Origin of the sequence: Herbaspirillum huttiense (assembly GCF_047300815.1) — a bacterium.
Classification (GTDB): Bacteria; Pseudomonadota; Gammaproteobacteria; order Burkholderiales; family Burkholderiaceae_D; genus Herbaspirillum; species Herbaspirillum huttiense_A.
Genome location: NZ_CP178608.1, coordinates 5056573 through 5078205, shown reverse-complemented (window position 1 = coordinate 5078205; position 21633 = coordinate 5056573). Strand labels below are relative to the sequence as shown.

At 64.3% G+C, this 21633-nt stretch carries 18 protein-coding genes; 12 read left to right on the top strand and 6 right to left on the bottom strand.

Going from position 1 to position 21633, the window contains the following annotated elements:
- Positions 1-257: 257 nt before the first annotated feature.
- The 6 genes from ACLRDN_RS23275 (at position 258) to ACLRDN_RS23250 (ending at position 7583) form a co-directional block, all read left to right on the top strand.
- Positions 258-1523 carry a XylR family transcriptional regulator gene (locus tag ACLRDN_RS23275; protein WP_034330280.1) on the top strand — a complete coding sequence of 422 codons (1266 nt, stop codon included), beginning with the start codon at positions 258-260 and terminating at the stop codon, positions 1521-1523.
- The gene (locus ACLRDN_RS23270; RefSeq protein ID WP_413458201.1) at positions 1520-2584 is read left to right on the top strand and encodes an aldose epimerase family protein; all 1065 of its coding nucleotides are present in this window, start codon (positions 1520-1522) and stop codon (positions 2582-2584) included. Before ACLRDN_RS23275 ends, ACLRDN_RS23270 begins: the two co-directional genes overlap by 4 nt.
- Before the next feature lie 142 nt (positions 2585-2726).
- Complete coding sequence (locus ACLRDN_RS23265; protein ID WP_413458200.1) at positions 2727-3107, top strand: DUF2442 domain-containing protein; 381 nt, start codon at positions 2727-2729, stop codon at positions 3105-3107.
- A 235-nt stretch (positions 3108-3342) separates the two neighbouring features.
- Positions 3343-3957: a (2Fe-2S)-binding protein gene (locus ACLRDN_RS23260; RefSeq protein ID WP_413458199.1), complete on the top strand. Its 615-nt coding sequence runs from the start codon at positions 3343-3345 to the stop codon at positions 3955-3957.
- Positions 3954-6206, top strand: coding sequence for a molybdopterin cofactor-binding domain-containing protein (locus ACLRDN_RS23255; protein ID WP_413458198.1), 2253 nt, complete (start codon positions 3954-3956; stop codon positions 6204-6206). The genes ACLRDN_RS23260 and ACLRDN_RS23255 overlap by 4 nt, the downstream gene beginning before the upstream one ends.
- Positions 6207-6224: 18 nt before the next feature.
- Complete coding sequence (locus tag ACLRDN_RS23250) at positions 6225-7583, top strand: c-type cytochrome (RefSeq protein WP_413458197.1); 1359 nt, start codon at positions 6225-6227, stop codon at positions 7581-7583.
- 105 nt (positions 7584-7688) lie between these two features.
- Here ACLRDN_RS23250 and ACLRDN_RS23245 read toward each other — a convergent pair whose 3' ends face one another.
- On the bottom strand, positions 7689-8702 hold the full coding sequence (locus ACLRDN_RS23245; protein ID WP_413458196.1) for an XdhC family protein: 1014 nt from the start codon (positions 8700-8702) through the stop codon (positions 7689-7691).
- A gap of 370 nt (positions 8703-9072) precedes the next feature.
- On the opposite strand from ACLRDN_RS23245, the gene ACLRDN_RS23240 reads away from it, so the two are divergent.
- On the top strand, positions 9073-10122 hold the full coding sequence (locus ACLRDN_RS23240; RefSeq protein WP_413458195.1) for an NAD(P)-dependent alcohol dehydrogenase: 1050 nt from the start codon (positions 9073-9075) through the stop codon (positions 10120-10122).
- Positions 10123-10220: 98 nt separating this feature from the next.
- On the opposite strand, the gene ACLRDN_RS23235 is transcribed toward ACLRDN_RS23240, so the two are convergent.
- Together ACLRDN_RS23235 and ACLRDN_RS23230 are read right to left on the bottom strand one after the other, a co-directional pair.
- Positions 10221-10634: a cupin domain-containing protein gene (locus ACLRDN_RS23235; protein ID WP_413458194.1), complete on the bottom strand. Its 414-nt coding sequence runs from the start codon at positions 10632-10634 to the stop codon at positions 10221-10223.
- Positions 10631-11860, bottom strand: a complete 1230-nt coding sequence (locus tag ACLRDN_RS23230; protein WP_413458193.1) for an MFS transporter — start codon at positions 11858-11860, stop codon at positions 10631-10633. The genes ACLRDN_RS23235 and ACLRDN_RS23230 overlap by 4 nt, the downstream gene beginning before the upstream one ends.
- Positions 11861-12117: 257 nt before the next feature.
- Here ACLRDN_RS23230 and ACLRDN_RS23225 point away from each other — a divergent pair, with 257 nt between their 5' ends.
- Complete coding sequence (locus ACLRDN_RS23225; protein WP_413458192.1) at positions 12118-13029, top strand: LysR family transcriptional regulator; 912 nt, start codon at positions 12118-12120, stop codon at positions 13027-13029.
- 115 nt (positions 13030-13144) lie between these two features.
- Positions 13145-13609, top strand: a complete 465-nt coding sequence (locus ACLRDN_RS23220; protein ID WP_413458191.1) for a cyclophilin-like fold protein — start codon at positions 13145-13147, stop codon at positions 13607-13609.
- A gap of 13 nt (positions 13610-13622) precedes the next feature.
- Here the strand turns inward: ACLRDN_RS23220 and ACLRDN_RS23215 are convergent, their stop codons facing one another.
- Complete coding sequence (locus ACLRDN_RS23215; protein ID WP_413458190.1) at positions 13623-14576, bottom strand: LysR family transcriptional regulator; 954 nt, start codon at positions 14574-14576, stop codon at positions 13623-13625.
- Positions 14577-14727: 151 nt separating this feature from the next.
- Between ACLRDN_RS23215 and ACLRDN_RS23210 the strand changes: the two genes are divergently transcribed.
- The 3 genes from ACLRDN_RS23210 to ACLRDN_RS23200 all read left to right on the top strand — a co-directional run bounded on the left by ACLRDN_RS23210 (position 14728) and on the right by ACLRDN_RS23200 (position 18336).
- Positions 14728-15285, top strand: a complete 558-nt coding sequence (locus ACLRDN_RS23210) for a flavodoxin family protein (RefSeq protein ID WP_413458189.1) — start codon at positions 14728-14730, stop codon at positions 15283-15285.
- Positions 15286-15322: 37 nt separating this feature from the next.
- Positions 15323-16027: a carboxymuconolactone decarboxylase family protein gene (locus tag ACLRDN_RS23205; protein ID WP_413458188.1), complete on the top strand. Its 705-nt coding sequence runs from the start codon at positions 15323-15325 to the stop codon at positions 16025-16027.
- A 233-nt stretch (positions 16028-16260) separates the two neighbouring features.
- Positions 16261-18336, top strand: coding sequence for a TonB-dependent receptor (locus tag ACLRDN_RS23200; protein WP_413458187.1), 2076 nt, complete (start codon positions 16261-16263; stop codon positions 18334-18336).
- 13 nt (positions 18337-18349) lie between these two features.
- Here the strand turns inward: ACLRDN_RS23200 and ACLRDN_RS23195 are convergent, their stop codons facing one another.
- Together ACLRDN_RS23195 and ACLRDN_RS23190 are read right to left on the bottom strand one after the other, a co-directional pair.
- Entirely contained in the window at positions 18350-19801 is a 1452-nt protein-coding gene (locus ACLRDN_RS23195) for a cytochrome c (RefSeq protein ID WP_413458186.1), read from the bottom strand.
- Between the two features lie 11 nt (positions 19802-19812).
- Entirely contained in the window at positions 19813-21594 is a 1782-nt protein-coding gene (locus ACLRDN_RS23190) for a GMC family oxidoreductase (RefSeq protein ID WP_413458185.1), read from the bottom strand.
- Positions 21595-21633: the final 39 nt, after the last annotated feature.

The following is a 21633-nucleotide window of genomic DNA, read 5'->3' as shown; positions in this document are numbered from 1 at the left end:
ACCGGCGGCCCGTTTTGGGGCAATCGCTTCCAATGGCGCGTGGGGCCGAGCTTGTCAGGAGTGGTCCACGCCGCATGATGGTGCGAGGGGGATACTAGCCCCGGGCCAATCCCCTCTACAATTACGAAATTCACCAAACGGCTTAGTGATTCTTTTTGTTGCAGGAGCACATATCCGTCATTTCGACGATGGCTCGCTACAATTCGACGAACACGAGAACGGCGCGCCCGACGACGCCGGCAAACAGGAGACACAGCGTGGCAAAAACCCCCACGGTGCACCGGATTGCGTTGCTCTTCAATGGCAACAAGATCTTCGATCGGGAAATCATTTCCGGCATCGGCGAATACATCAGCAGTACCCGTGCCTCCTGGGACTTGTACCTGGAGGAGGATTTCCGCTGCCGCCCGCAGGGCATCGAACGCTGGGCCGGGCACGGCATCATTGCCGACTTCGATGATCCGGTGACGACCGCCGCGCTGGAAGGCGTGCAGCTGCCGGTGGTGGCCATCGGCGGCTCCTATGCCGACCCTTCGCAATATCCGGCCAACCGGCCCTATGTGGCCACCGACAACTACAAGATGGTCAAGCTGGCCTACGACCACCTGATCGAAGCCGGCCTGCAGCATTTCGCCTTGTACAGCCTGCCCGAGTCGCCCTGCAACCGCTGGGCGCAGGAGCGCGAGCGCATCTTCACCGATCTCACCGGCGCCGATGGCATCACCGGTCACATCTATCGCGGCGTGGGTACCAGTGCGCAATCCTGGGACGCGGCCGTCGAGCAGCAGATCGCGTGGGTGCGCAGCCTGCCCAAGCCGGTGGGCATCATCGCCGTCACCGATGCGCGGGCGCGGCAGTTGCTGCAGGCCTGCCTGTTCGCCGGCATCGCGGTGCCGGAGCAGGTGGCGCTGATCGGCATCGACAATGATCCGCTGGCGCGCGTGTTGACGCGCATTCCGCTCAGTTCGGTGATCCAGGGCAGCGTGGAGATGGGCCGCACTGCGGCCCACCTGCTGCACCAGATGCTGCACGGGGCGCGCTTTCCGGACACGCGCATCATGGTGCCGCCGGTGGGCATCAACGTGCTGGCCTCCAGCCGCCATGAGGTGCGCAACCATCCGCATGTGATGCAGGCACTGCACTTCATCCGCCAGTACGCCTGCCAGGGCATCAAGACCGACCAGGTGGCCGATTACGTTGGCATCTCGCGCTCGTCGCTGGAATGGTATTTCCGCCGCGAGCTCGGCCGCAGCGTGCATGATGAAATCCTGCGCTTCAAGCTGGAAGCCGCCAAGCGCATGCTGGAGCAGGCCGGCAGCCATGCGGCCGAGATTGCGGTCAGCTGCGGCTTCACCACCGTGCAATACCTGCACGCCGTCTTCAAACGCGAACTGGGCTGCACGCCCAGGGAGTACCAGGAACAATTCGCCGCCGGACTGGAGCGCTCGGCTGCGCCCTCAGCCCCTGCCGTCCGGCCCAAGAAGAAAACCACGGGGCCCGCCCTTCTTACCACCACAAAATGACGCACTTCACCCTCTCCCACACCACTTCTGCGGACGGCATCCGCCTCTACACCCTGCGCAACCACACCGGCATGCGCGTGACCATCAGCGACCTCGGTGCCACCATGGTCAACTGGTGGGCACCTGATCGCTATGGCCGCGAGGCCGATGTCCTGCTGGGCTTTGAGCGGGTCGAGCAATACGCGCACAACCCGGCGTATTTCGGCGCCATCGTCGGGCGCTGGGGCAACCGTATCGCGGGCGGCCGTTTCGAACTCGACGGCGCGGCGCACCAGGTCGATTGCAATGAAGGCCAGAACCACCTGCACGGCGGCCGCGAAGGTTTCCATGCCCAGCGCTGGCAGGTTCAGCCCGACCCGGAAGGCCTGCGCCTGATGCTGGTCTCGCCGGCCGGGCAGGCGGGTTTTCCGGGCACGGTGATGGCGTCGGTGCTGTACCGCCTCGATGACGAGGGCCAGTTGCGTATCGATTACACCGCCACCAGCGATGCGGCCACGCCCATCAACCTGACCTCGCATGCGTATTTCAACCTCAACGGCGGCACCTGCGACATCCGTGACCACATCATCGCCATCGAGGCCGATGGCTACCTGCAGGTCGATGCCAGGCTGATTCCGGAAGGCCGCGCCGATGTGGCCGGCAGTGCGTTTGATTTCCGCCAGCCGGCCCCCATCGGTCCGCGCCTGGACTGGCCCGATCCGCAACTGAAGCTGGCCGGCGGCTTCGACCATTGCTATTGCCTGCGCAGCGAACACGAACCGGAGCCGGGCGAGAGCCGCGTGGCGCAGACCCTGCGCGAAGTGGCCAGTGTCTACGAGCCGGGGTCGGGGCGGGAATTGCGCGTCTCCACCACCGAGACCGGACTGCAGTTCTACAGCGGCAATTTCCTCTCCGGCGTACAGGGGCGGGGCGAGCAGCCGTATGCCATCCATGATGGCTTTTGCCTGGAGGCGCAGTCCTATCCGGACCAGGTCAACACCTCGCTGCGTGAAGCGGTGATCCTGCGGCCGGGGCAGGTGTATCGGCAGACCACGGTGTATCGCCTGGGGGTGCGGGATTGACTGCGCTGCGCCGTGAGAACGTATTGAAGAAATTTTAAAAAGCAGCTTTCGATGGGGCGCTTGTTTCGCAATCGCATCTCCATCTCGGTAGCCTTCAGCATCGGTCAATTCAGACCGATCTCAACCGAGTGGAGACATAGCGATGAATGTGATCAAAGCAAAGAAAACTTATCCCAATAGCGTTACGCGCGGAGTGTTGAAGCGGGCACTGGCACGCGGGGAGAAGGCTCCTGAATCGGAGGTCAGGGCTATCAGCGTCTGTTATCTGGCTGCCTTGGATGCGTTGCTGGTAAGGTTTGTCGATCAGACCGGTGTCTTGCTTCCGGTCAATCACTATGCTGAATTTTCATCGTTGACGGTGGAACTGCTTAACCGCATTCAGATTGGTTATGGCGGTCGGGCCTTGTGTCTGGAGCAGCGAGACCTGCATGTCTCATTGGTCGGACTGGCCGCATCCAGTAAAGCGCTGATGAGCCTGGCAGCTGCCTTGATGGTTGTGCCCTCCCTCGATGGTATGGCTTGATACCGTCGCCTTTGCCCAGACTTGCTCCCTGGTCTCACAGGTAAATTCCTTCATCTCCAGCCGAGATTCATTAGCTCGTCTAATATCCCCATTAAGCCCGGCTCAGCTAATCAGTCCCCGCGTGATGCGCCATCATGCGGGGATCCTGTTTAGTGTCGCCTTGCTGCGTCCTTCACTTCCCCTCCAGAGCGCCCGTCCGCGCTGGCTTGCGTTCTCAACCCCGATGGCAGGAACCATGGAACTCCAGATCAACGACAAGACTTACCAGATCACCTCCGATGCCGAGACGCCCCTGCTGTGGGTGATCCGCGATGAACTCGGCATGACCGGCACCAAATACGGCTGCGGCCTGGCCCAGTGCGGGGCCTGTTCCGTGATGGTCGATGGCGAGGTGCTGCGCTCCTGCGTCATGCCCGTCGGCGCCATGGCCGGGCGCAAGGTCACCACCATCGAGGCGGTCACCGCCGATCCGGTCGGCCAGAAAGTGGTCGATGCCTGGGTCCGGCACCAGGTGCCGCAATGCGGCTATTGCCAGTCCGGCCAGGTAATGGCCGCGACCGCCTTGCTGAAACAAGTGGCCCAGCCCAGCGACGAACAGATCGTCGGTGCCATGGTCAACCTCTGCCGTTGCGGCACCTATAACGCCATCAAGGCCGCCATGCATGAGCTCTCCGGCGGTACCGGCGCACCTGCCGCCGCTGCTGCGGCCACCACGCCCGCCGCACCGGCCGGTGCCGATGGCTTGAACAAGGCCGCCGTCGCCGCTGCCGCCGTGGTCGGCGTCGGGGCTGTCGCCGCCATCCAGTGGAGCAAGACCCAGAAGGCCCGAGCCGGCAAGGAGCAAGCATGAACCAGCCGCACGATCTTCCCCTCAACGAAATGCTGCCGGATGGTGAGCCGGTCAACGTCTCGCGCCGCCGCTTCCTGCTGGCCTCGGCCGGCACCGCCGCCGGTTCGCTGGTGGTCGGCTTCACCTTGCCGGCCGGCAACGCCCGTGCCCAGGCCAATGCCGCGCCGGCAGCGCCCGGCACGCGTGTGCCGGCCTTCCTGGAAATCCGTCCCGACAACAGCATCCACCTGCAAAGCCCCTTCGTCGAAGGCGGGCAGGGCATCTTCACGGCCATGGCGCAGATCGTCGGCGAGGAACTCGATGCCGACCCCGCACGTTTCGTGGTCCACAACGCGCCCGCCAATGACCAGTACAAGGTGATGGACATCGGCATCCGCATCACCGGCGGCAGCATGTCGGTGCGTACCAGCTATCCGACCATGCGGCGTGTGGGCGCACTGGCGCGCCACCTGCTGCTGCAGGCGGCCGCCAATCAATGGCAGGTACCGCTGGAAAGCCTCACCACCGAGCCCGGCCGAGTGATGCATGCGGCCAGTGGCCGGTCGATCAGCTATGGCGAACTCGCGCCCAAGGCGCTGGACCTGCCCAATCCGCCGCTGGAAACCATCAAGCTCAAGGACGAGAAACAGTTCCGCTGGATCGGCAAGCCGCTGGCCCGGCTGGACGTGCTGGACAAATCCACGGGCCGCGCGCAATACGGCATCGACACGCAAGTCGAGAACATGCTGCAGGCCGCCGTGCAACACGCACCGCGCCTGGGGCTGGAGGTCGGCAGCATCCGCAATGAAGCCGAGGTCCGCAAGATGACCGGCGTGCATTCGGTGCATCGCCTGCCGGGCGCTGTCGCCGTCGTGGCCGAGCGCTGGTGGAATGCCAAGCGTGCGGTGGAAGCGCTGCAGGTGGACTGGAGCGATCCCGGCCCGGCACCGGATCGCCGCTATGTGCCGGCCGACTTTTCCACCGAAGGGTTTGCCGAGCAGTTGGCCAAGTCCACTGCGGCCGTCGATGAAGCCGAGACCGAAGGCGATGTGACCAAGGCCCTGGCCGGTGCCAAGACCGTGGTGCAGGCCAGCTACCGTAGCCAGTACCTCAATCATGCCCAGCTGGAACCGCCTTCGGCCACGGCCCGGTTCAATGCCGATGGCACGCTGGAGATGTGGCTCCCCAACCAGGCTCCGGAAATGTTCCAGGCCGCCATCGCCAAGCAGACCGGCTTGCCCCCGGAGAAGATCACCATCCATTCGCCCTTGCTGGGCGGCTTCTTCGGCCGGCACTTCCTGTACGAGACGGCCATGCCCTTCCCGCAGGCGATCCAGCTGGCCAAGGCCGTGGGCCGCCCGGTCAAGGTGATCTGGAGCCGCGAGGAAGAATTCGCCCGCGACACCATGCGTCCGATGGCGGTGGTGCAATTCCGTGCCGGTCTTGATGACAAGGGTTTCCCCATCGCCATCGAAGCCATCAGCGCCACCGAAGGGCCGACCGAATCGATTGCCAACAAGCGCAACAAGATCGACCCCACTGCGCTGGAAGGATTGGCCGGCAAGTCCTATCAGTTCGCCCACAAGCGCATCGGCCAGCGTTTTGTGAAGAATCCGCCCATCGTCGGCTACTGGCGCTCGGTCGGCAATTCGATGAATGACTTTTTCTACGAAGCCTTCCTCGACGAGATCGCCGACAAGGGCGGCCAGGATCCGCTCGATGTGCGCCTGCGCTTGCTGCAGGGAAATGAGCGCCTGACCACGCTGCTCAAGGCGGCCGTGGAGTTGTCCGGCGGCTGGAAGCGCGGTCCCTTCACCGCCCCCGACGGCACCCGCCGTGCGCGCGGCGTGGCCATGGCCAAAGCCTTCGGTACCGAAACCGCAGCCATTGCCGAAGTCTCCATCGAGAACGGCCAGGTGCGCGTGCACGACATCTGGGAAGCCATCGATCCGGGCCGCATCGTCAACCCGGCCATCGTCGAGGCCCAGGTCAACGGGGCCATCACGCTGGGCCTGTCGCAGGTCCTGCTGGAAGAAGTGGTCTACAAGGAAGGCGCACGGGTGGCGCGCAATTACGATCTCTATCCCATCCTGCCGCCGCAGCGCATGGCGCGCGTGCACGTCAAGATCATCGAGAGCGGGGCCAAGATGGGCGGCATCGGCGAACCGCCCCTGCCGGCCGTGCCGCCGGCGGTGGCCAATGCAGTCTCGCACCTGACCGGGCAGCGCATTCGCAGCATGCCGCTGTCGCATTACACCTTCAAGGCCTGATGGCAGACTGACGCATCCATGACTGATCAAAAAAACGGCAAGCTGCGCGTCTTCCTGCTGATCCTCGCCGCGCTGGTGATCGCCGCAGCCTGGGTCGCGCTGCGTACGCCGGCCTCGCCCTTCGACGGCGCCGCTGCGCCGCCGCCACCCTCGGCCGAGCTGATCGGGCGCGGCGAGTATGTTGCGCGCCAGGCCGACTGCGTGGCCTGCCACAGCACGCCCAAGAGCAAGCCCTTCGCCGGTGGCCTGGAAATGGCCACCCCGCTGGGTGCCATCTATGCCACCAACATCACGCCCGACCGCGGCAGTGGCATCGGTGACTACAGCCTGGCCGAATTCGACCGCGCCCTGCGTCACGGTGTGGCGCGCGATGGCCACCGGCTTTATCCGGCCATGCCCTATCCGTCCTACGCCAAGATGTCGGATGAGGATGTGAGCGCGCTCTATGCCTACTTCATGCATGGCGTGAAACCGGTGGTGCAGGCCAACCAGGAGAGCGACATCCCGTGGCCGCTCAACATGCGCTGGCCATTGGCGTTCTGGAACCTGGCCTTCACCAGCCCGCATCCCTACCAGCCCGATCCGAAACAGGATGCCCTCTGGAATCGCGGTGCCTACCTGGTGCAGGGCGCGGGCCACTGCGGCAGCTGCCACACGCCGCGCGGCGTGGCGATGAACGAGAAGGGGCTCGATGGCGGCCATCCGCTGTACCTGTCCGGTGCATTGCTCGATGGCTGGTATGCCCCCAGCCTGCGTGGCGACGTCAACACCGGCATCGGCCGCTGGAGTGAAGCCGAGGTCGTGCAATTCCTCAAGACCGGCCGCAACCAGCACGCGGTGGTGTTCGGTTCCATGGCCGATGCCTTCAACAACTCCACGCAATTCATGAGCGACTCCGACCTGCAGGCCATCGCCCGTTACCTGAAGTCGCTGCCGGGCGATCCCAAGCGCGATGGGGAACCGTGGAAATACGATGCCGGCACCACCACCGCCCTGGCCACACAACGCCTGGACAGCCCCGCTGCACGCACCTACATGGCCAAGTGCGCAGCCTGCCATGCGGTCGATGGACGCGGGCGTGCGCCGTGGATTCCGCCCCTGGCCGGTGCCGTCTCCTCGCTGGCCAAGGAGGATGCCTCGGCCATCAACGTGACCTTGAATGGCTCGGTGCGCGTGGTGGCTGATGGCGTACCGGATTCGTATCGCATGCCGCCCTTCCGCAGCCAGTTGAGCGATGCCGAGATTGCCGATGTGCTCAGCTTCATTCGAAGCAGCTGGGGCAATCACGGCGGTGCGGTCAAGGTGGACGACGTCAAGACTCTGCGCGACCGTACCAATCCGGCCAGCAGCAATCCAATCGTCTTGCAGATGCGCTGAATCGTTTTTTCATGAAGTCCCGTTCGGACCGCTGACCTTTGCAGGCAGCGGTCCTTTTTTTCGTGACGGGAGGAAAGAAGAAAAGCGGGCGGGAAGGACGGAAACTTAAAGCACAGGGCCAGCCGTCTTCATGGCTGCCACCGAATGCACCGGCGACAAGGCCACGCCATTCTTGACGGCCAGCACCTCGGCCATCACGCTCACTGCAATTTCGGAAGGGGTCTTGCTGCCGATGTAGAGCCCGATGGGCCCGCGCAGGCGCGCCAGGCTTTCTTCGGTCTGGCCGAAGTGGGTGATCATGCGGTCCTTGCGTGCGGCGCTGTTGCGGCGCGAGCCGATGGCCCCGACATAGAAGGCCGGGCTGGCCACCGCTTCCAGCAAGGCCAGGTCATCCAGCTTGGGATCGTGGGTCAGGGCGATGACACAGCTGCGCTGATCGGGGCGGAAATCCAGCACCGCATCATCGGGCATGTCGGTGACGATGCGCACGCCCTCCACCGACCAACTGCCCAGGTATTCCGAACGCGGATCGCAGATCGTCACCGCAAAGCCGTTGAAGAGCGCCATCGTCGCCAGGTATTCGGCCAGCATGCCGGCACCGATCAACAGCATCCGGTAATCCGGGCCCATGGTATGGCGCAGCGTATTGCCGTCGAACACTAGTTCGGCCGGTGATTGGCTGACCTCGATGCGGCTGCTGCCATCGTGGCAATCCACGCGGCGACAGACCAGCTGGCCACGTTCCAGTGTGCTCACCAGTTCGTCCAGCATGCCCGCCGGGGGATCGAATTCGAGCAGCAGCGCCAGCGTGCCGCCGCAGGGCAGGCCGAAGCGGTGCGCTTCATCGGCGTCGATGCCGTAGCGCACCTGTTGCGGTGATCCTGCCTGGCCCCATGTGGCGGGGCGCTGGCGCAGGTATTGGAACAGCAGGTCATCCTCGATGCAGCCGCCGGAGACCGAACCGATGAGCCGGCCATCGTCGCGGATGGCCAGTTGCGAGCCGACCGGACGCGGCGACGAGCCCCAGGTCGAGACCACGGTGGCCAGCAGCGCGCTGCGGCCATCGCGTCGCCAGTCGCGCAGGGCGCGCAAGACCTTGAGGTCGGAAGTATCATTCATTGGGCATCAGTGTAAGTTGGTTCTCAGGCCCAGAATGCCATGACATCGGCACCGGAACTAATTAGCCGCGCTTATAGACCAATTAAGCCCGGTCCGGCTAATCCCGGTATAAATGATGAGGCAAAATCTGCAAGCTCGCACGCAGTGGGTCCGCGTGCCGTTCTGCCGGGTCGCACGGTAGCGGATGTCGCGGCAATGACGCGCTTGTCTTCGCGTTGGTCCCGGAATTTCAGGCAAGAATCATCGCGAAATAGGTCTGTCATCGCGCGTTGCCGCACGCCACAATCATCCATTTTCAAGACAGGTTGCCCACCCCTGACCTGTTCATTCCCACCGCCAGCTTATTGGCCCGTTTACTGAGGAGATCCCCATGCCAGTCCACGCTTATGGTGCACACGCCGCCGACAAGCCGATCGAACATCTGGAAATCACCCGCCGCGCCACCGGCCCGCACGATGTGCAGATCGACATCGCCTATTGCGGCATCTGCCACTCCGACCTGCACCAGGTCCGTTCCGAATGGGCCGGCACCCAATACCCCTGCGTCCCCGGTCACGAGATCGTGGGCCGTGTCGCCGCCGTCGGCAATCACGTCAGCAAGTTCAAGGTCGGTGACCTGGTCGGCGTGGGCTGTATCGTCGACAGCTGCCAGACCTGCCCGGATTGCGAAGAAGGCCTGGAAAACTATTGCGACAACATGGTCGGCACCTACAACGGCAAGACCGATGACGCGCCCGGCTGGACCATGGGTGGCTACTCGCAGCAGATCGTGGTGCACGAGCGCTACGTGCTGACGGTCCGCCATCCGGAAGCGGACCTGGCCGCCGTGGCCCCGCTGCTGTGCGCCGGCATCACCACCTATTCGCCGCTGCGCCATTGGGGTGCCGGTCCCGGCAAGAAGGTTGGAGTGGTTGGCATCGGCGGCCTCGGCCACATGGGCATCAAGATCGCGCACGCCATGGGCGCGCACGTAGTGGCCTTCACCACCTCGGATTCCAAACGTGCCGATGCCAAGGCCCTGGGGGCCGATGAAGTGGTGGTCTCGCGCAATGCCGACGAGATGGCCGCGCATGCCAAGAGCTTCGACTTCATCCTCAACACCGTGGCGGCACCGCACGACCTCGATGCCTTCCTCGCGCTGTTGAAGCGTGAAGGCACCATGACCCTGGTCGGTGCACCGGCCACGCCGCACCCGTCGCCGAATGTCTTCAGCCTCATCATGAAGCGCCGTTCGCTGGCGGGTTCGTTGATCGGCGGCATCCCCGAAACCCAGGAGATGCTGGACTTCTGCGCCAAGCACAACATCGTGGCCGACATCGAGCTGATCCGCGCCGAAGAAATCAACACCGCCTACGAACGCATGCTCAAGGGCGACATCAAGTATCGCTTCGTGATCGACAACGCCAGCATGGCCGCCTGATGGCCAACGGCTGACCTGATGGCACGGTGAATGAAATCGGGCGGGCACCCACAAGGTGTCCGCCCGATTTTTTGATTACTGAGCGAAGTGGGGGAGCCTCAGTCCCTGACGACTTCACCACCTAGATACTGCGCATCGGTAACCGGCTCCATCCACTCCACGTTCTTGCCATCAAAGAGTTCGGTGATGGCCACGTGCGTCATGGCGGTGGTGTCGGTGGCACCGTGCCAGTGACGGCGCTGGCAGGGGCACCAGACGACGTCGCCGGCGAGGATCTCCGTGCGCGGGCCGCCTTCGCATTGGGTCCAGCCGACGCCTTGCGTCACGATCAGGGTCTGGCCCAGCGGATGGGTGTGCCACACGGTGCGCGCACCGGGTTCGAAGGTGACGATGGCACCGCCCGCGCGCGCCGGTTCTTCGCCCTGGAAGAAACTGTCGATGCGCACATTGCCGGTGAAGAAGGAGGCCGGTCCCTTGGCCGAGGGGGTGCTGCCGTTGCGAATGATCTTCATGGAGATGTCCTTTCGTTGGAAGAAGGCCGGCGATCCTGGCGTGCCGTGAGCGCCGCCAGCAAGGCTGCGGCCAGCAGCACGCCCGCGCTGGCAAAGAAAGTGATGTGATGGCCGCCGTGATCAAACAGCAGCCCGCCCACGGTGGAACCCAGGCCGATGGCCAATTGCACCAGCGCCACCATCAGCCCGCCGCCGGCTTCGGCGTCGTGCGGCAGGGTGCGCGCCACCCATGACCACCAGCCCACCGGTGCGGCCGTGGCGACCAGGCCCCACAGCGCCAGCAGCAAGCCCACCGGCAGGACGTGATGGCCGCAGGCCACCAGCGCCAGGGCGATGACGGCCATCAGCAGCGGGATGAAGACCAGCGTGCCGTAGAACCAACGGCGCAGCAGCCGTCCGATGAGCGTGGTGCCGATGAATCCGGCCACGCCGATGGCCAGCAGGATCAGCGACAGGGTTTGTACCTGCACCCGCGTTTCGCTTTCGAGGAAGGGGCGCAGATAGGTGAAGAGCGTGAACTGCCCCATGAACAGCAGGCTCACGCCCGCCATGCCCATTGCCACCAGCGGCGTCGAGAGCAGGGCCAGGGGATGCGTGGGCGCAGTGTGGCGTACTGGCGGACGCATGGCCGGCAGGCTGAGCGCCTGCCACAGCAGCGCCAGCAAGGCCACCGGTGCCAGGCACAGGAAGGCGCCGCGCCAGCCGATGAGTGCGCCCAGGTAGCTGCCCAGCGGTGCGGCCACCACGGTAGCCAGGGCATTGCCGCCATTGAAGACGGCCAGTGCACGCGCCACATCCTGCGGCGGCACCAGGCGGATGGCGGCGGCGGCCGACATCGACCAGAAGCCGCCGATGGCGATGCCGATCAGTACGCGTCCGGCCATGTAGACCGGATAGTTGGGGGCCAGCGCGATGACCGGGCCGGAAATGAGCATCAGCGCCGTCAGCCACAGCAACAGCGTCTTGCGTGGCAACTGGCCGGCCAGGCGCGCAATGCTCAGGCTGGTGAGCACGGCGAAGGCACCCGAGACCGAGATCGCTTGCCCGGCCAGGCCTTCGCTCACGCCCAGATCCTGTGCGATGGGTGTCAACAGGCTCACCGGCATGAATTCGGATGCGACCAGGGCAAAGGCCGTGAGCGTCATCGCGAAGACGCCGCTCCAGCGCGCCTGTACCGGTGCGCCGGCGGCCTGCAGTGAAGAGGTGGAGGAGAAGGAACTGCTCATGATGATGTCGGGCAAGACGTCGCCCGCCGCAGCAGGCCGAAGCTCGGCGTGCACGGGCTGGCAGCGCTTGCCGTGGAGAATGTGAAGGCAGTCAGTGTCGCGCGCGTGCGCCGTATTGACTAGGTAATCAATCCTTAATTACCCTATTAGAAAAACTAATCAATGAATCCCGTCCCCCTTCGGCACCGACCCCTTGTTTCATCGGCGCGGCCTCCGGCTGATCCGGCTTTATTGCTCACCACAGGAAGGGTGGCTGCATGATCAAACGCAATCTCAATGACTTGCTGGGTTTCGTCACCGTGGCGCGCGAGGGCAGTTTCACGCGTGCCGCCGCCACGCTGGGCGTGACGCAATCTGCGCTGTCGCAAGCCATCCGCGGCCTCGAAGAGCGCCTGCAGATCCGCCTGCTGACCCGTACCACGCGCAGCATCTCGCTCACGCCCGCTGGCGAACGCCTGATCCAGTCGATCGGCAACCGCTTCGACGAGATCGAGGCCGAGCTCGATGCCCTCACCGCACTGCGCGAAAAACCTGGTGGCACCGTGCGCATCACCTGCGGCGACGGCATGATCCAGCGCGTGCTGCTGCCCAAGCTGGCTCCGCTGTTGCAGCAATACCCCGACATCAAGCTGGAATTCGACATGAGCTACGCCCTGCGCGACATCGTGGCCGACCGCTTCGATGCCGGCGTGCGCTGGGGCAAGACCATCGACCGCGACATGATCGCGGTGCCCATCGGCCCGCCGCTGCGCATGGTGGTGGCAGCCTCGCCCGAGTACTTCACGCGCTATCCGGTGCCGCTGCATCCGAACGACCTGATGGTCCAGGACTGCATCAACCAGCGCATGCCCTCCTCGGGCGGGCTCTACGTATGGGATTTTGAAAAGGACGGCGAAAAGATCAACGTGCGTGTAGACGGTTCGCTCATCTTCAACACCGTGCCGCCGCAGATCGATGCGGCCCTGGCCGGGCTGGGCGTGGTGCTGCTGCCCGAAGACGAGCTGCAATCCTATCTGGAGAACGGCCAGCTGGTGCGGGTGCTGGAGGACTGGTGTCCGGTCTTCGAGGGCTATCACCTCTACTATCCCAGCCGCCGCCAGCCTTCACCGGCGTTCTCTCTGGTGGTCAATGCCCTGCGCTACGACAGCCGCCCACGTCAGCCGGGGTGATGACAGAAGGCCTGATTCATAAGCTGGGCTGATGACGGCATTCAGGCCGGCGGGGCTAATCACGGACCGATGATGCAGCGACAATCAGGTCCGATCGATTGCCTTCGGACTGCCCATGTCTTTCTCACTCCTGCCGCGCCTGACCGTGATTGCCGCGCTGATGGCCGGCGCCATGAGCCTCTGCCCGATGACGGCAGCGGCGCAGACCCGTACCCCTGCCAAGAGCCTGCCCATGACCCTGCGCATCACCATCGCCGATACCGTCCTGACCGCGCGTCTCGAACCCGGTTCGGCTGCCCGCGACTTCGCCGCCCTGTTGCCGCTGACGCTGGAGCTGTCGGACTACAACCAGACCGAGAAGATCGCCCAGCTGCCACGCAAGCTGGCCACGCGCGGCGAGCCCGAGGGCTATACGCCGCGCAGCGGGGATATCGCCTTCTATGCGCCTTGGGGCAATATCGCCCTGTTCTACAAGGACTTCGCTTACTCGAAGGGATTGGTCAAGCTGGGCCACATCACCGGTAACATCGCGGTCCTGCGCCAGCCTGGTCCCTACCTGGCCCTGATCGAGCAGGAATGAATCGCTGCCGTTCTCAGGCCGCGTACTTGCGCAAGGCGGACAGCGGAACGTGCAGTTCCTCGCTGGCGGCGAAGCCTTCCAGCAGGTAATCCACCGCCACCCGCACACGCGGCGCGATCAGCGCCCGGTGCGGGTATTGCAGGCACATTTCGTAGTTGCCCGGATGATGGCTGCGCAAGAGCAGCACCTTCAATCGCCCGCGTTGCAGATAGCGCCACGCGTGATGCACCCCGACTTCGGCGATACCCATGCCGGCCAGGGCCGCCTGGACCAGCGCTTCGGGCGAGGACAAGGTCAGCAGTGCGTGTTCGGTATTCCAGGTCATGATGCTGCCGTCGCTGCCCTGGAAATTCCAGGGTGACACCTTGCCGCCCAGGAACTTGCGCGTAATCAGGCTGTGCTTGTGCAGATCCTGCGGGCGGCGCGGTGTGCCGCGAGCCTCCAGATAGGCGGGACTGGCGACCAGCGCCAGGTTCAGTTTGCAGATGCTGCGCGAGACCAGCGACGAATCGGCGATGCGTCCGCCCCGGATCGCCAGGTCATAACCGTCCTGCACCAGCTCGCTGATGCGGTCATCGAAATCCACTTCCACCGACAAGGCCGGATAGCGCTGGCTCAGGCCAGGCAGCAGCGGCAGCAACTGTTCGCGACCGAAGGCCGCACTGGTGGAGATGCGAACGCGTCCGGTCGGTGTCGCGCGTGCCGCCACCACGTCATCGGTCGCCTGTTCCAGCGCATCGAGCGCAATGCGTGCCTGACGCAGGAAGGCGCTGCCTTCCTCGGTCAGGTTCAGGCTGCGCGTGGTGCGGTTCATCAGGCGCACGCCCAGCGCAGTCTCCAGCCCGGCCACATTCTGGCTCACCGCAGCTGAGGAGATGCCCAGTGTCCGCCCGGCACCGGCGAAGCTGCCGCTGTCGGCAGCCTGCACGAAGGAAATGATGGCACGTACCCGTTGCGACGTATCCATGGCGGTTGCTCCCCGAAAATTGGATTGATAAGTTCATCTTGATGAATCCTAAAGGATTGCACTGCTACCGTCATGTAATCCATTTGCGCAGAATGAGCCTGTTACGTCATTCCCCGGTCCCGAACAGTTTGATTTATCCACAGGAGAAAACATGAACATCAGCATCGTCTTTGACAGCGGCTACGGCCATACCGAAAAACTCGCGCAGTCCGTCGCGCGCGGCGTGGAGGAAGTCGCCGGGGCTCAATCCATCCTGGTGCCGCTGTCGGCCGGCAGCGTGGACTGGGCTGCCATTGCCGCCAGCGACGCCATCATCTTCGGCTCGCCGACCTATAACGGCACCATCTCGGCGCGCTTCAAGCAGTTCATGGAAGACTCCACCCGCCAGGCGTGGATCCCGCAGACCTGGCGCAACAAGGTCGCGGCCGGCTTCACCAATTCCGGCGCGCTGCACGGCGACAAGCTCAATTCCCTGGTGACCCTGGCGCTGTTCGCGGCCCAGCACGGCATGCTCTGGACCGGGGTCGATCTCTTCCCCGGCAAGAGCGGTGATGAACTCAACCGCATCGGCGGCTGGCTGGGTGCCATGGCGCAATCGGACGATGCTCCTGCCGAGATCACGCCCGGTGCCAGTGACCTGGCCACGGCCGCCTATCTGGGCAAGCGCGTGGCCGAGGTGGCGGCGCAATTCGCACGCGGCCGCGTTTGATCCCCGGACCAGCGCCCTCACCATCAAGGAATCCGCCATGACACAAGCCTCCGCAACCGATGCCCTGTTCGACATGCTTTCCAGCGTTGCCCCGGCGCTGGTCGATCTCACCCGCAAGCACGTTGTGGATGAACTCTGGAGCCGGCCCGGCCTGGCCCCGCGCGAGCGCGCGCTGGTCACGGTGGCCGTGCTGGTGGCACGCAATGCCACGCTGGCCTACCCGCATTATTTCAACAAGGCGCTCGACAGCGGCGTGTCGGCCGATGCATTGAGCGAAGTGCTGACCCACCTGGGCCCGTATGCCAGCCTGGCCAATGCCTTTGCCGCCATCGGCGCCGCGCGCGAAGTGCTGCGCCAGCGGGGCTTGCAGGTCGACGTGCAGGCGGCCGCGGCACCGCAATTGCTGGCCTTGGACGATGTCGTTCCGCCGACCCTTCAGGAAGCGGTCTTCGGGACCGGTGAGATGGCCGCATCATCACCGGCGCTGGCGCACTTCACCGGATCGGTCCTGCAGCGGATGATCTGGTGCCGTCCCGGCCTGGCCGCGCGTGAACGTGTGCTGGTGACGCTGGCCGCGCTGGCGGCACTGGGCCAGACTGAGCGCTTCCCGGGCTATCTGGCCCTGGCCGCGCATCATGGCTTGCACAGTGAGCAGTTGGGCGAGGCGATGGCGCATGTGGCCTTCTACGGTGGCTGGGGGCTGGCGCAAAAGGCCTCGGTGGCGCTGGGGGACGCAGCCTGATCCAGATTCGGTCTCAACGAAATCGAGTCTGCGGAGGTCCGGTTTTTTCATGCGCGCGGGATCAGTTTGAAGAAATGGCGTAGGGGTGCAAGCCCCTGCGACAAATTGCCACATTCAACAACTGGTCATACCAGCTTATCCTTGCGGCTCCTGATTTCCCATGCGGCATCCAGGGGACGGCAGCGCAGCTGCCGGGGGAGGCCGCATGCTCTGCCTGGACCACTACAAGACCAATGACGACTCACTTTGCCCGCCGGCCCGGGCCGCTGCATCGCGCACGACCCGTATTCAAACTTACCGCCCTGTCCGGCCTGCTGGCCTTGGGGGCCGCCCCTTGGGCGCTGGCGCAATCGGCCAGCGCCGCCGAGGATTCTTCACTGACGCTCGGTACCGTGGAGGTGAGCGCTCGCCGCAGCGGCCCGCTGCAACTCAACAACGTGCTGACCTCGGTGGACCTGATCGGGGCTGATCGCATCCAGCAACAGCAGGCGCAATACAACTGGGAGCTGTTCGCGCAGTCGCCGGGCGTGATGCTGACCCAGTTCCGCCAGGGCAACGAGTCGGGCAAGCTGTCCTTCCGTGGCTTCAACGGCGAGGGCGAGGTCAATGCGGTCAAGCTGCTCATCGACGGCGTCCCCAGCAACGATAACGCGGGTGGCATGCCTTTCCTGGGCACGCTGTTCCCGCTCGATATCGCCCGCATCGAGGTCGTGCGTGGCACCAACGACGCGCGCTACGGCCTGCACAACATCGCCGGCAACGTCAATATCGTCACCCGCCAGGGCGGCAACTACGACGAGGCGCGCCTGACCTATGGCAGCTTCAACACGCGCCAGGTGCAGGTGGTCAAGGGAGTGGAAAACGGCAACTGGTCGCAGAATTATTTCGTCGGCTACGAAAAATCAGATGGCTACCGCGACCATGCCCAGGCCGAGAACATCGCCTTCTCCGGCAAGTGGTTCTACACCAGCGACGATGGCCGCTATCGCACGGGCCTCAGCATCCGTCATGCCAATGCCTATGCCCAGGAACCGGGCTACCTGACGGCCCAGGACGCGCGCAGCAACCCGACCTCGTCCTATGCCTATGCCCAGTCTGATGGCGGCAACCGCCAGATGGACCAGGTCAGCCTGCACTTCGACGGCGACATCGATGACCAGCTCTCGGTCGGTGCCAAGCTCTATCTCAATCGCGTGCGCGACCAGCGCTGGCTGCGGTATTCCTCCACGACCTCGCAGCAGGAGCGCCTCATCGACGAGACCCACTACGGCCTGTTGACCAATGCCACCTATCGCCCGCGCTGGAAGGCGCTCGAAGGCATGAGCGACCTGGCCCTGGAAGGCGGCTTGAGCATGGAGCGCCAGGAAGACCAGAGCCCGCGCTACAACACCGTCAACAAGGTGCGCGTATCGCAGACGCGCGACCATCACTTCGTCTTCGATACGGTCGGTGCCTATGTACAGGCTGTGATCAAGCCGGTGGAAGCGCTGCGCATCATCCCCGGTTACCGGGTCGACCATGTGGGAGGACGTTTCAACGATCCCTCGCGCGGGGTGAGTTATGGCATCCAGAATTACGGCTACATCCGCCAGCCCAAGCTGAGCGTGGTCTACGCACCGATCCGCGAGGCCAGCCTGTATGCCAACTGGGGCCGCACCTTCCAGGTCGGCGCGGGCGCGGCGGCCTACAAGTCCAACAACAATGACCTGCGTCCTTCCATCAATGACGGCTGGGAAAGCGGCGTCAAGTTCACCCCGGTGGACTGGCTCGATGGCCGCGTGGCGGTGTGGGAGCAGCGTGCCTCGGATGAGGTCAAGCGGCGCCTGAACGATCCCACGGGCGACTCGGAAAACGTGGGACGGACCAAGCGCAATGGTGTCGACCTGCAGATCAACCTGCGCGCCAGCAAGGGCACCACGCTGTGGCTGGCGTATTCGCGCCAGCGTTCGGAAATCATCACGCCGGACCCGACCGCACCCAACACCCTCGGCAAGGAAATCGACCACGTGCCGCGCCAGGTCTATTCCGGTGGCATCGACTACCAGGCCACGGCGGACCTGAAGCTGTCGGCCTCGGTCAACGGCCAGGGCAGCTACTACCTGACCACCGCCAATACCGGCGGCAAGTATGGTGGCTATACGCTCTTCAATGCCAGCGCGACTTATCAGGTCAACGACAAGCTGAGCCTGGAACTGCAGCTCAAGAACCTGGCCAATCGATACTATGAATATGTCTGGATCAACGACCAGACCCGGCATGCGCCGGGGGATGGGCGGGCGGTCTACCTCTCGGCCAATGTGAAGTATTGAGCCGGATGGCGCCTCACGGTGCCCGCTCCTCCACCGGCTTGGCCGTCTTGCGGATCTTGGCCACATCGGCAGCACTCACGGTCGCGCCGCGATTGCCCCAGGCGGTCTGGATGTAGGAGGTCACTTCGGCCACCTGCTGATCGTTGAGCAGCTGCGCATACGGTGCCATCACCAGTCCCGCCGTGGCGGCATCGGTGGAGGGCTGGCGCCCCCCTTGCAGGATGATGCGGATGGCTGAGGTCGCATCCTGGGTCTGCAGCACCGGATTGCCGGCCAGCGCCGGGAAGGCCTTGCCATAACCGGTGCCGTTGCTGCGATGGCAGGCCGCGCAGCGATCCAGGTAGAGCGCCGCCCCTGTCGTCTGCGGACGTCCTTCGTAAGCCGCCGTGGCCGTGGCCTCGTCATAGCGATAAGGCTCGGCGCCGTTGCGTGGTGCCAGGCTCAACAGGTAACGCGACATCGCGTTGAGATCGGCGTCCGTCATGTATTGCATGGAATGCTCGATCACGTCATTCATGGCACCGAAGGAAGCCGTGTACTGGTTGCGGCCGGTACGCAGGAAGTCGACCAGGTCGGCCTGGCTCCAGCCCGCGATGCCGCCGCCATGTTCATTGCGCAGTGACGGCACGCTCCAGCCATCGACCACTTGTCCTCCGGAGAGATACAGGCGGCTGCTGTCATCGCGCAGCGACTTCTCCTGCATCGTGGTCGAGCGCGGCGTGTGGCAGCTGCCGCAGTGGCCCAGTCCTTCGACCAGGTAAGCCCCGCGCGCCAGTTGCGCATCGGTCCCGGCCGGTGCCGCATAGGGCGCAGGCGTGGGCGCGAACAGCTTGCGCCAGATCGCCAGCGGCCAGCGCATCGACAAGGGCCAGGGGATGTCATTGGCGCGATTGGCCTGCGATGAGGGCGGCACGGCCTTGGTGAAATACGCATACAGCGCCTGCATGTCCTCATCGGTCAGGCGGGAATACGAGGGATAGGGCATGGCCGGATAGACCGTATGACCTGCTTTGGTCACGCCGGTGCGCATCAGGCGCGCGAAGTCCTCATAGCTCCATTCGCCGATGCCGTGTTCCTTGTCCGGCGTGATGTTGGTGGAGTAGATCGCACCGATCGGGGAGGCCAGCGCCAGTCCTCCTGCGAAAGGCGCGCCCCCCTTGCTGGTGTGGCAGGCGACGCAATCCCCGGCGCGTGCCAGGTAGGCGCCGCGCAAGAGTTGCTGGTCATCGGCACTGGGGCTGCCTTGCCTGGCGATGCGCTCGGCCAGTGCCGCATCGGCTGGCGGCGTGGCCAGCGGTCGTTGCGGTGCGATTTCCCGGTTGAGCAGGCGCGCGCCCACGGGCGGCTTGGGTGGTGCAGGAACGCTCAGCGATTCATCGGCATGCGCCAGGTTGTAGGCGGCACTGGCGGCCAGCGCCGCCGTACCGAGCGCCAGGGCCGAGATCAGGATCAGTCGTTTCATCATCGCTCCCGTCTTCACGCGCTGACCAGCGGCCGCGGGTCCTGCAGGTACTGCTCGCGGATGGCGCGTGCCGACCAGTAGGTCAGCGCCACGGCCGCCCCGGTCGGGTTGTAGCCGATGCCCTGGGCAAACACGCCCGAGCCCACCGCAAACACGTTGTGCACATCCCAGCTCTGCAGGTAGCGGTTCACCACGCTGGTGGAAGGATCCGTGCCCATGGCCACGCCACCGGCCCAGTGCGTGGTCTGGTAGCTGCGCAGGTCGGGCGCGGCCCCGAAGTCCTTGACGGTGACCTTGATCTCGCGCGCCTTCAGTTCGTGCGCGATCTTGACGGCCTGGTCGGTGACGTAGCGGCTCATGCGGATGTCGTTGTCCTTCCAGTCGAAGGTGAATCGCAGCAGCGGCTGGCCGAAGGCATCCTTGTAGTTGGGATCGAGATCCACATACACGTCGCGATAGACCATGTTGGCCCCATGCACGTCGAAGGACATGGTGTTCAGGTAGCTGGCCTTGACCGCACGCTTCCAGTCGCGGCCCCACTTGGGCGTACCGCTGGGCACGGCGATGCCCGAGATCGGCTTGGCCCCGGCCGGGTTGCACCAGATCGGCGAACCACCGACGAAGCCCAGCGGGCCGTGGTCCATGTGGTCGCCATTGAAATCATCCACCGCCACCCCATTGCCACCGGCACCGATGAAACCGTTGATGTTCTTGCCCGGATCGAAGAAGGCGTTGATGGTCGACATCATCTGGAAGGCGATGTTGCGCCCGACCGCACCGGTGTTGCTCACCGGATCATAGGGCTTGCCGATGCCCGAGAGCAGGAACAGCCGCGCATTGTTGTATGCGAAGGTACTGGCGATGACGATGTTGGCCGGCTGGAATACGGTATCGCCATTGGCATCCACGTAGGTAACACCGGTGGCTTTCTTGCGGCTGCTGTCGAGTTCGATGCGCAGCACGTTGCAGCTGCTGCGCAATTCGAACAGCGCACTCTTGCGCAGGGCCGGCATGATGTTGACGTTGGGCGAGGCCTTGGAATAGTTGTAGCAGGCATAGCCGGAGCAATAACCGCAGAAGGTGCAGGGCCCCATCTGGCAGCCGTACTGGTTCACGTAGGGCGCCGAGGCATTGGCCGAGGGCAGGGTGAAGGGGTGGAAGCCCGCCTGCTGCGCGGCCTTGCGGAACAGCGCGGCCTGGTATTGCTCCTTTTGTGCCGGCAGCGGGAAGTTGTCCGAGCGGTTGGCCTCGAAGGGATTGCCGCTGTCGTCGACCACCTTCCCGCCCACGCGGTAGGCGGTGCCGGAGGTTCCCATCATCTTTTCGGCGAAATCGAAATACGGCTCCAGTTCTTCGTAGGTCACGCCCCAGTCCTGCAGGGTCATGTCCTTGGGAATGAAACCCTTGCCATAGCGTTCCTCGTAGTGGCTGCGCATGCGCAACTCTTCCGGCAGGATGCGCCAGTGGCAGCCCGACCAGTGCAGGCCCGCACCGCCCACGCCTTCGCCCGGCTTGAACATGGCGATCTGGCGATAGGGGATAGCGCTGTCGGCGCTCTTGCGGCGGAAGGTGAACGAGGATTTGTTCAGATTCTGGAATAACTTGAAGCGCTGCTGGTATTCCAGCTCATTGATGGTCTTGGGATAGGCGCCGTCCGGGTAAGTGTCGCGATAGACGCCGCGTTCCAGCGCCACCACACTTTGTCCGGCCTCGGTCATTTCCTTGGCCATGATGGCACCGGTCCAGCCGAAGCCGACGATGACGACGTCGACTGTTTTCATGTTCTTGTTGGCCATATGCTTGGGCTTTCGGGGTCAGACGATGCTAAGGGAGGC

Bases quoted from the DNA above. Each gene is read 5' to 3' on its own strand.
- ACLRDN_RS23270 (WP_413458201.1), top strand. From the start codon at position 1,520: ATGACGCACTTCACCCTCTCCCACACCACTTCTGCGGACGGCATCCGC.
- ACLRDN_RS23265 (WP_413458200.1), top strand. From the start codon at position 2,727: ATGAATGTGATCAAAGCAAAGAAAACTTATCCCAATAGCGTTACGCGC.
- ACLRDN_RS23260 (WP_413458199.1), top strand. From the start codon at position 3,343: ATGGAACTCCAGATCAACGACAAGACTTACCAGATCACCTCCGATGCC.
- ACLRDN_RS23255 (WP_413458198.1), top strand. From the start codon at position 3,954: ATGAACCAGCCGCACGATCTTCCCCTCAACGAAATGCTGCCGGATGGT.
- ACLRDN_RS23250 (WP_413458197.1), top strand. From the start codon at position 6,225: ATGACTGATCAAAAAAACGGCAAGCTGCGCGTCTTCCTGCTGATCCTC.
- ACLRDN_RS23245 (WP_413458196.1), bottom strand. From the start codon at position 8,702: ATGAATGATACTTCCGACCTCAAGGTCTTGCGCGCCCTGCGCGACTGG.
- ACLRDN_RS23240 (WP_413458195.1), top strand. From the start codon at position 9,073: ATGCCAGTCCACGCTTATGGTGCACACGCCGCCGACAAGCCGATCGAA.
- ACLRDN_RS23235 (WP_413458194.1), bottom strand. From the start codon at position 10,634: ATGAAGATCATTCGCAACGGCAGCACCCCCTCGGCCAAGGGACCGGCC.
- ACLRDN_RS23230 (WP_413458193.1), bottom strand. From the start codon at position 11,860: ATGAGCAGTTCCTTCTCCTCCACCTCTTCACTGCAGGCCGCCGGCGCA.
- ACLRDN_RS23225 (WP_413458192.1), top strand. From the start codon at position 12,118: ATGATCAAACGCAATCTCAATGACTTGCTGGGTTTCGTCACCGTGGCG.
- ACLRDN_RS23220 (WP_413458191.1), top strand. From the start codon at position 13,145: ATGTCTTTCTCACTCCTGCCGCGCCTGACCGTGATTGCCGCGCTGATG.
- ACLRDN_RS23215 (WP_413458190.1), bottom strand. From the start codon at position 14,576: ATGGATACGTCGCAACGGGTACGTGCCATCATTTCCTTCGTGCAGGCT.
- ACLRDN_RS23210 (WP_413458189.1), top strand. From the start codon at position 14,728: ATGAACATCAGCATCGTCTTTGACAGCGGCTACGGCCATACCGAAAAA.
- ACLRDN_RS23205 (WP_413458188.1), top strand. From the start codon at position 15,323: ATGACACAAGCCTCCGCAACCGATGCCCTGTTCGACATGCTTTCCAGC.
- ACLRDN_RS23200 (WP_413458187.1), top strand. From the start codon at position 16,261: ATGACGACTCACTTTGCCCGCCGGCCCGGGCCGCTGCATCGCGCACGA.
- ACLRDN_RS23195 (WP_413458186.1), bottom strand. From the start codon at position 19,801: ATGATGAAACGACTGATCCTGATCTCGGCCCTGGCGCTCGGTACGGCG.
- ACLRDN_RS23190 (WP_413458185.1), bottom strand. From the start codon at position 21,594: ATGGCCAACAAGAACATGAAAACAGTCGACGTCGTCATCGTCGGCTTC.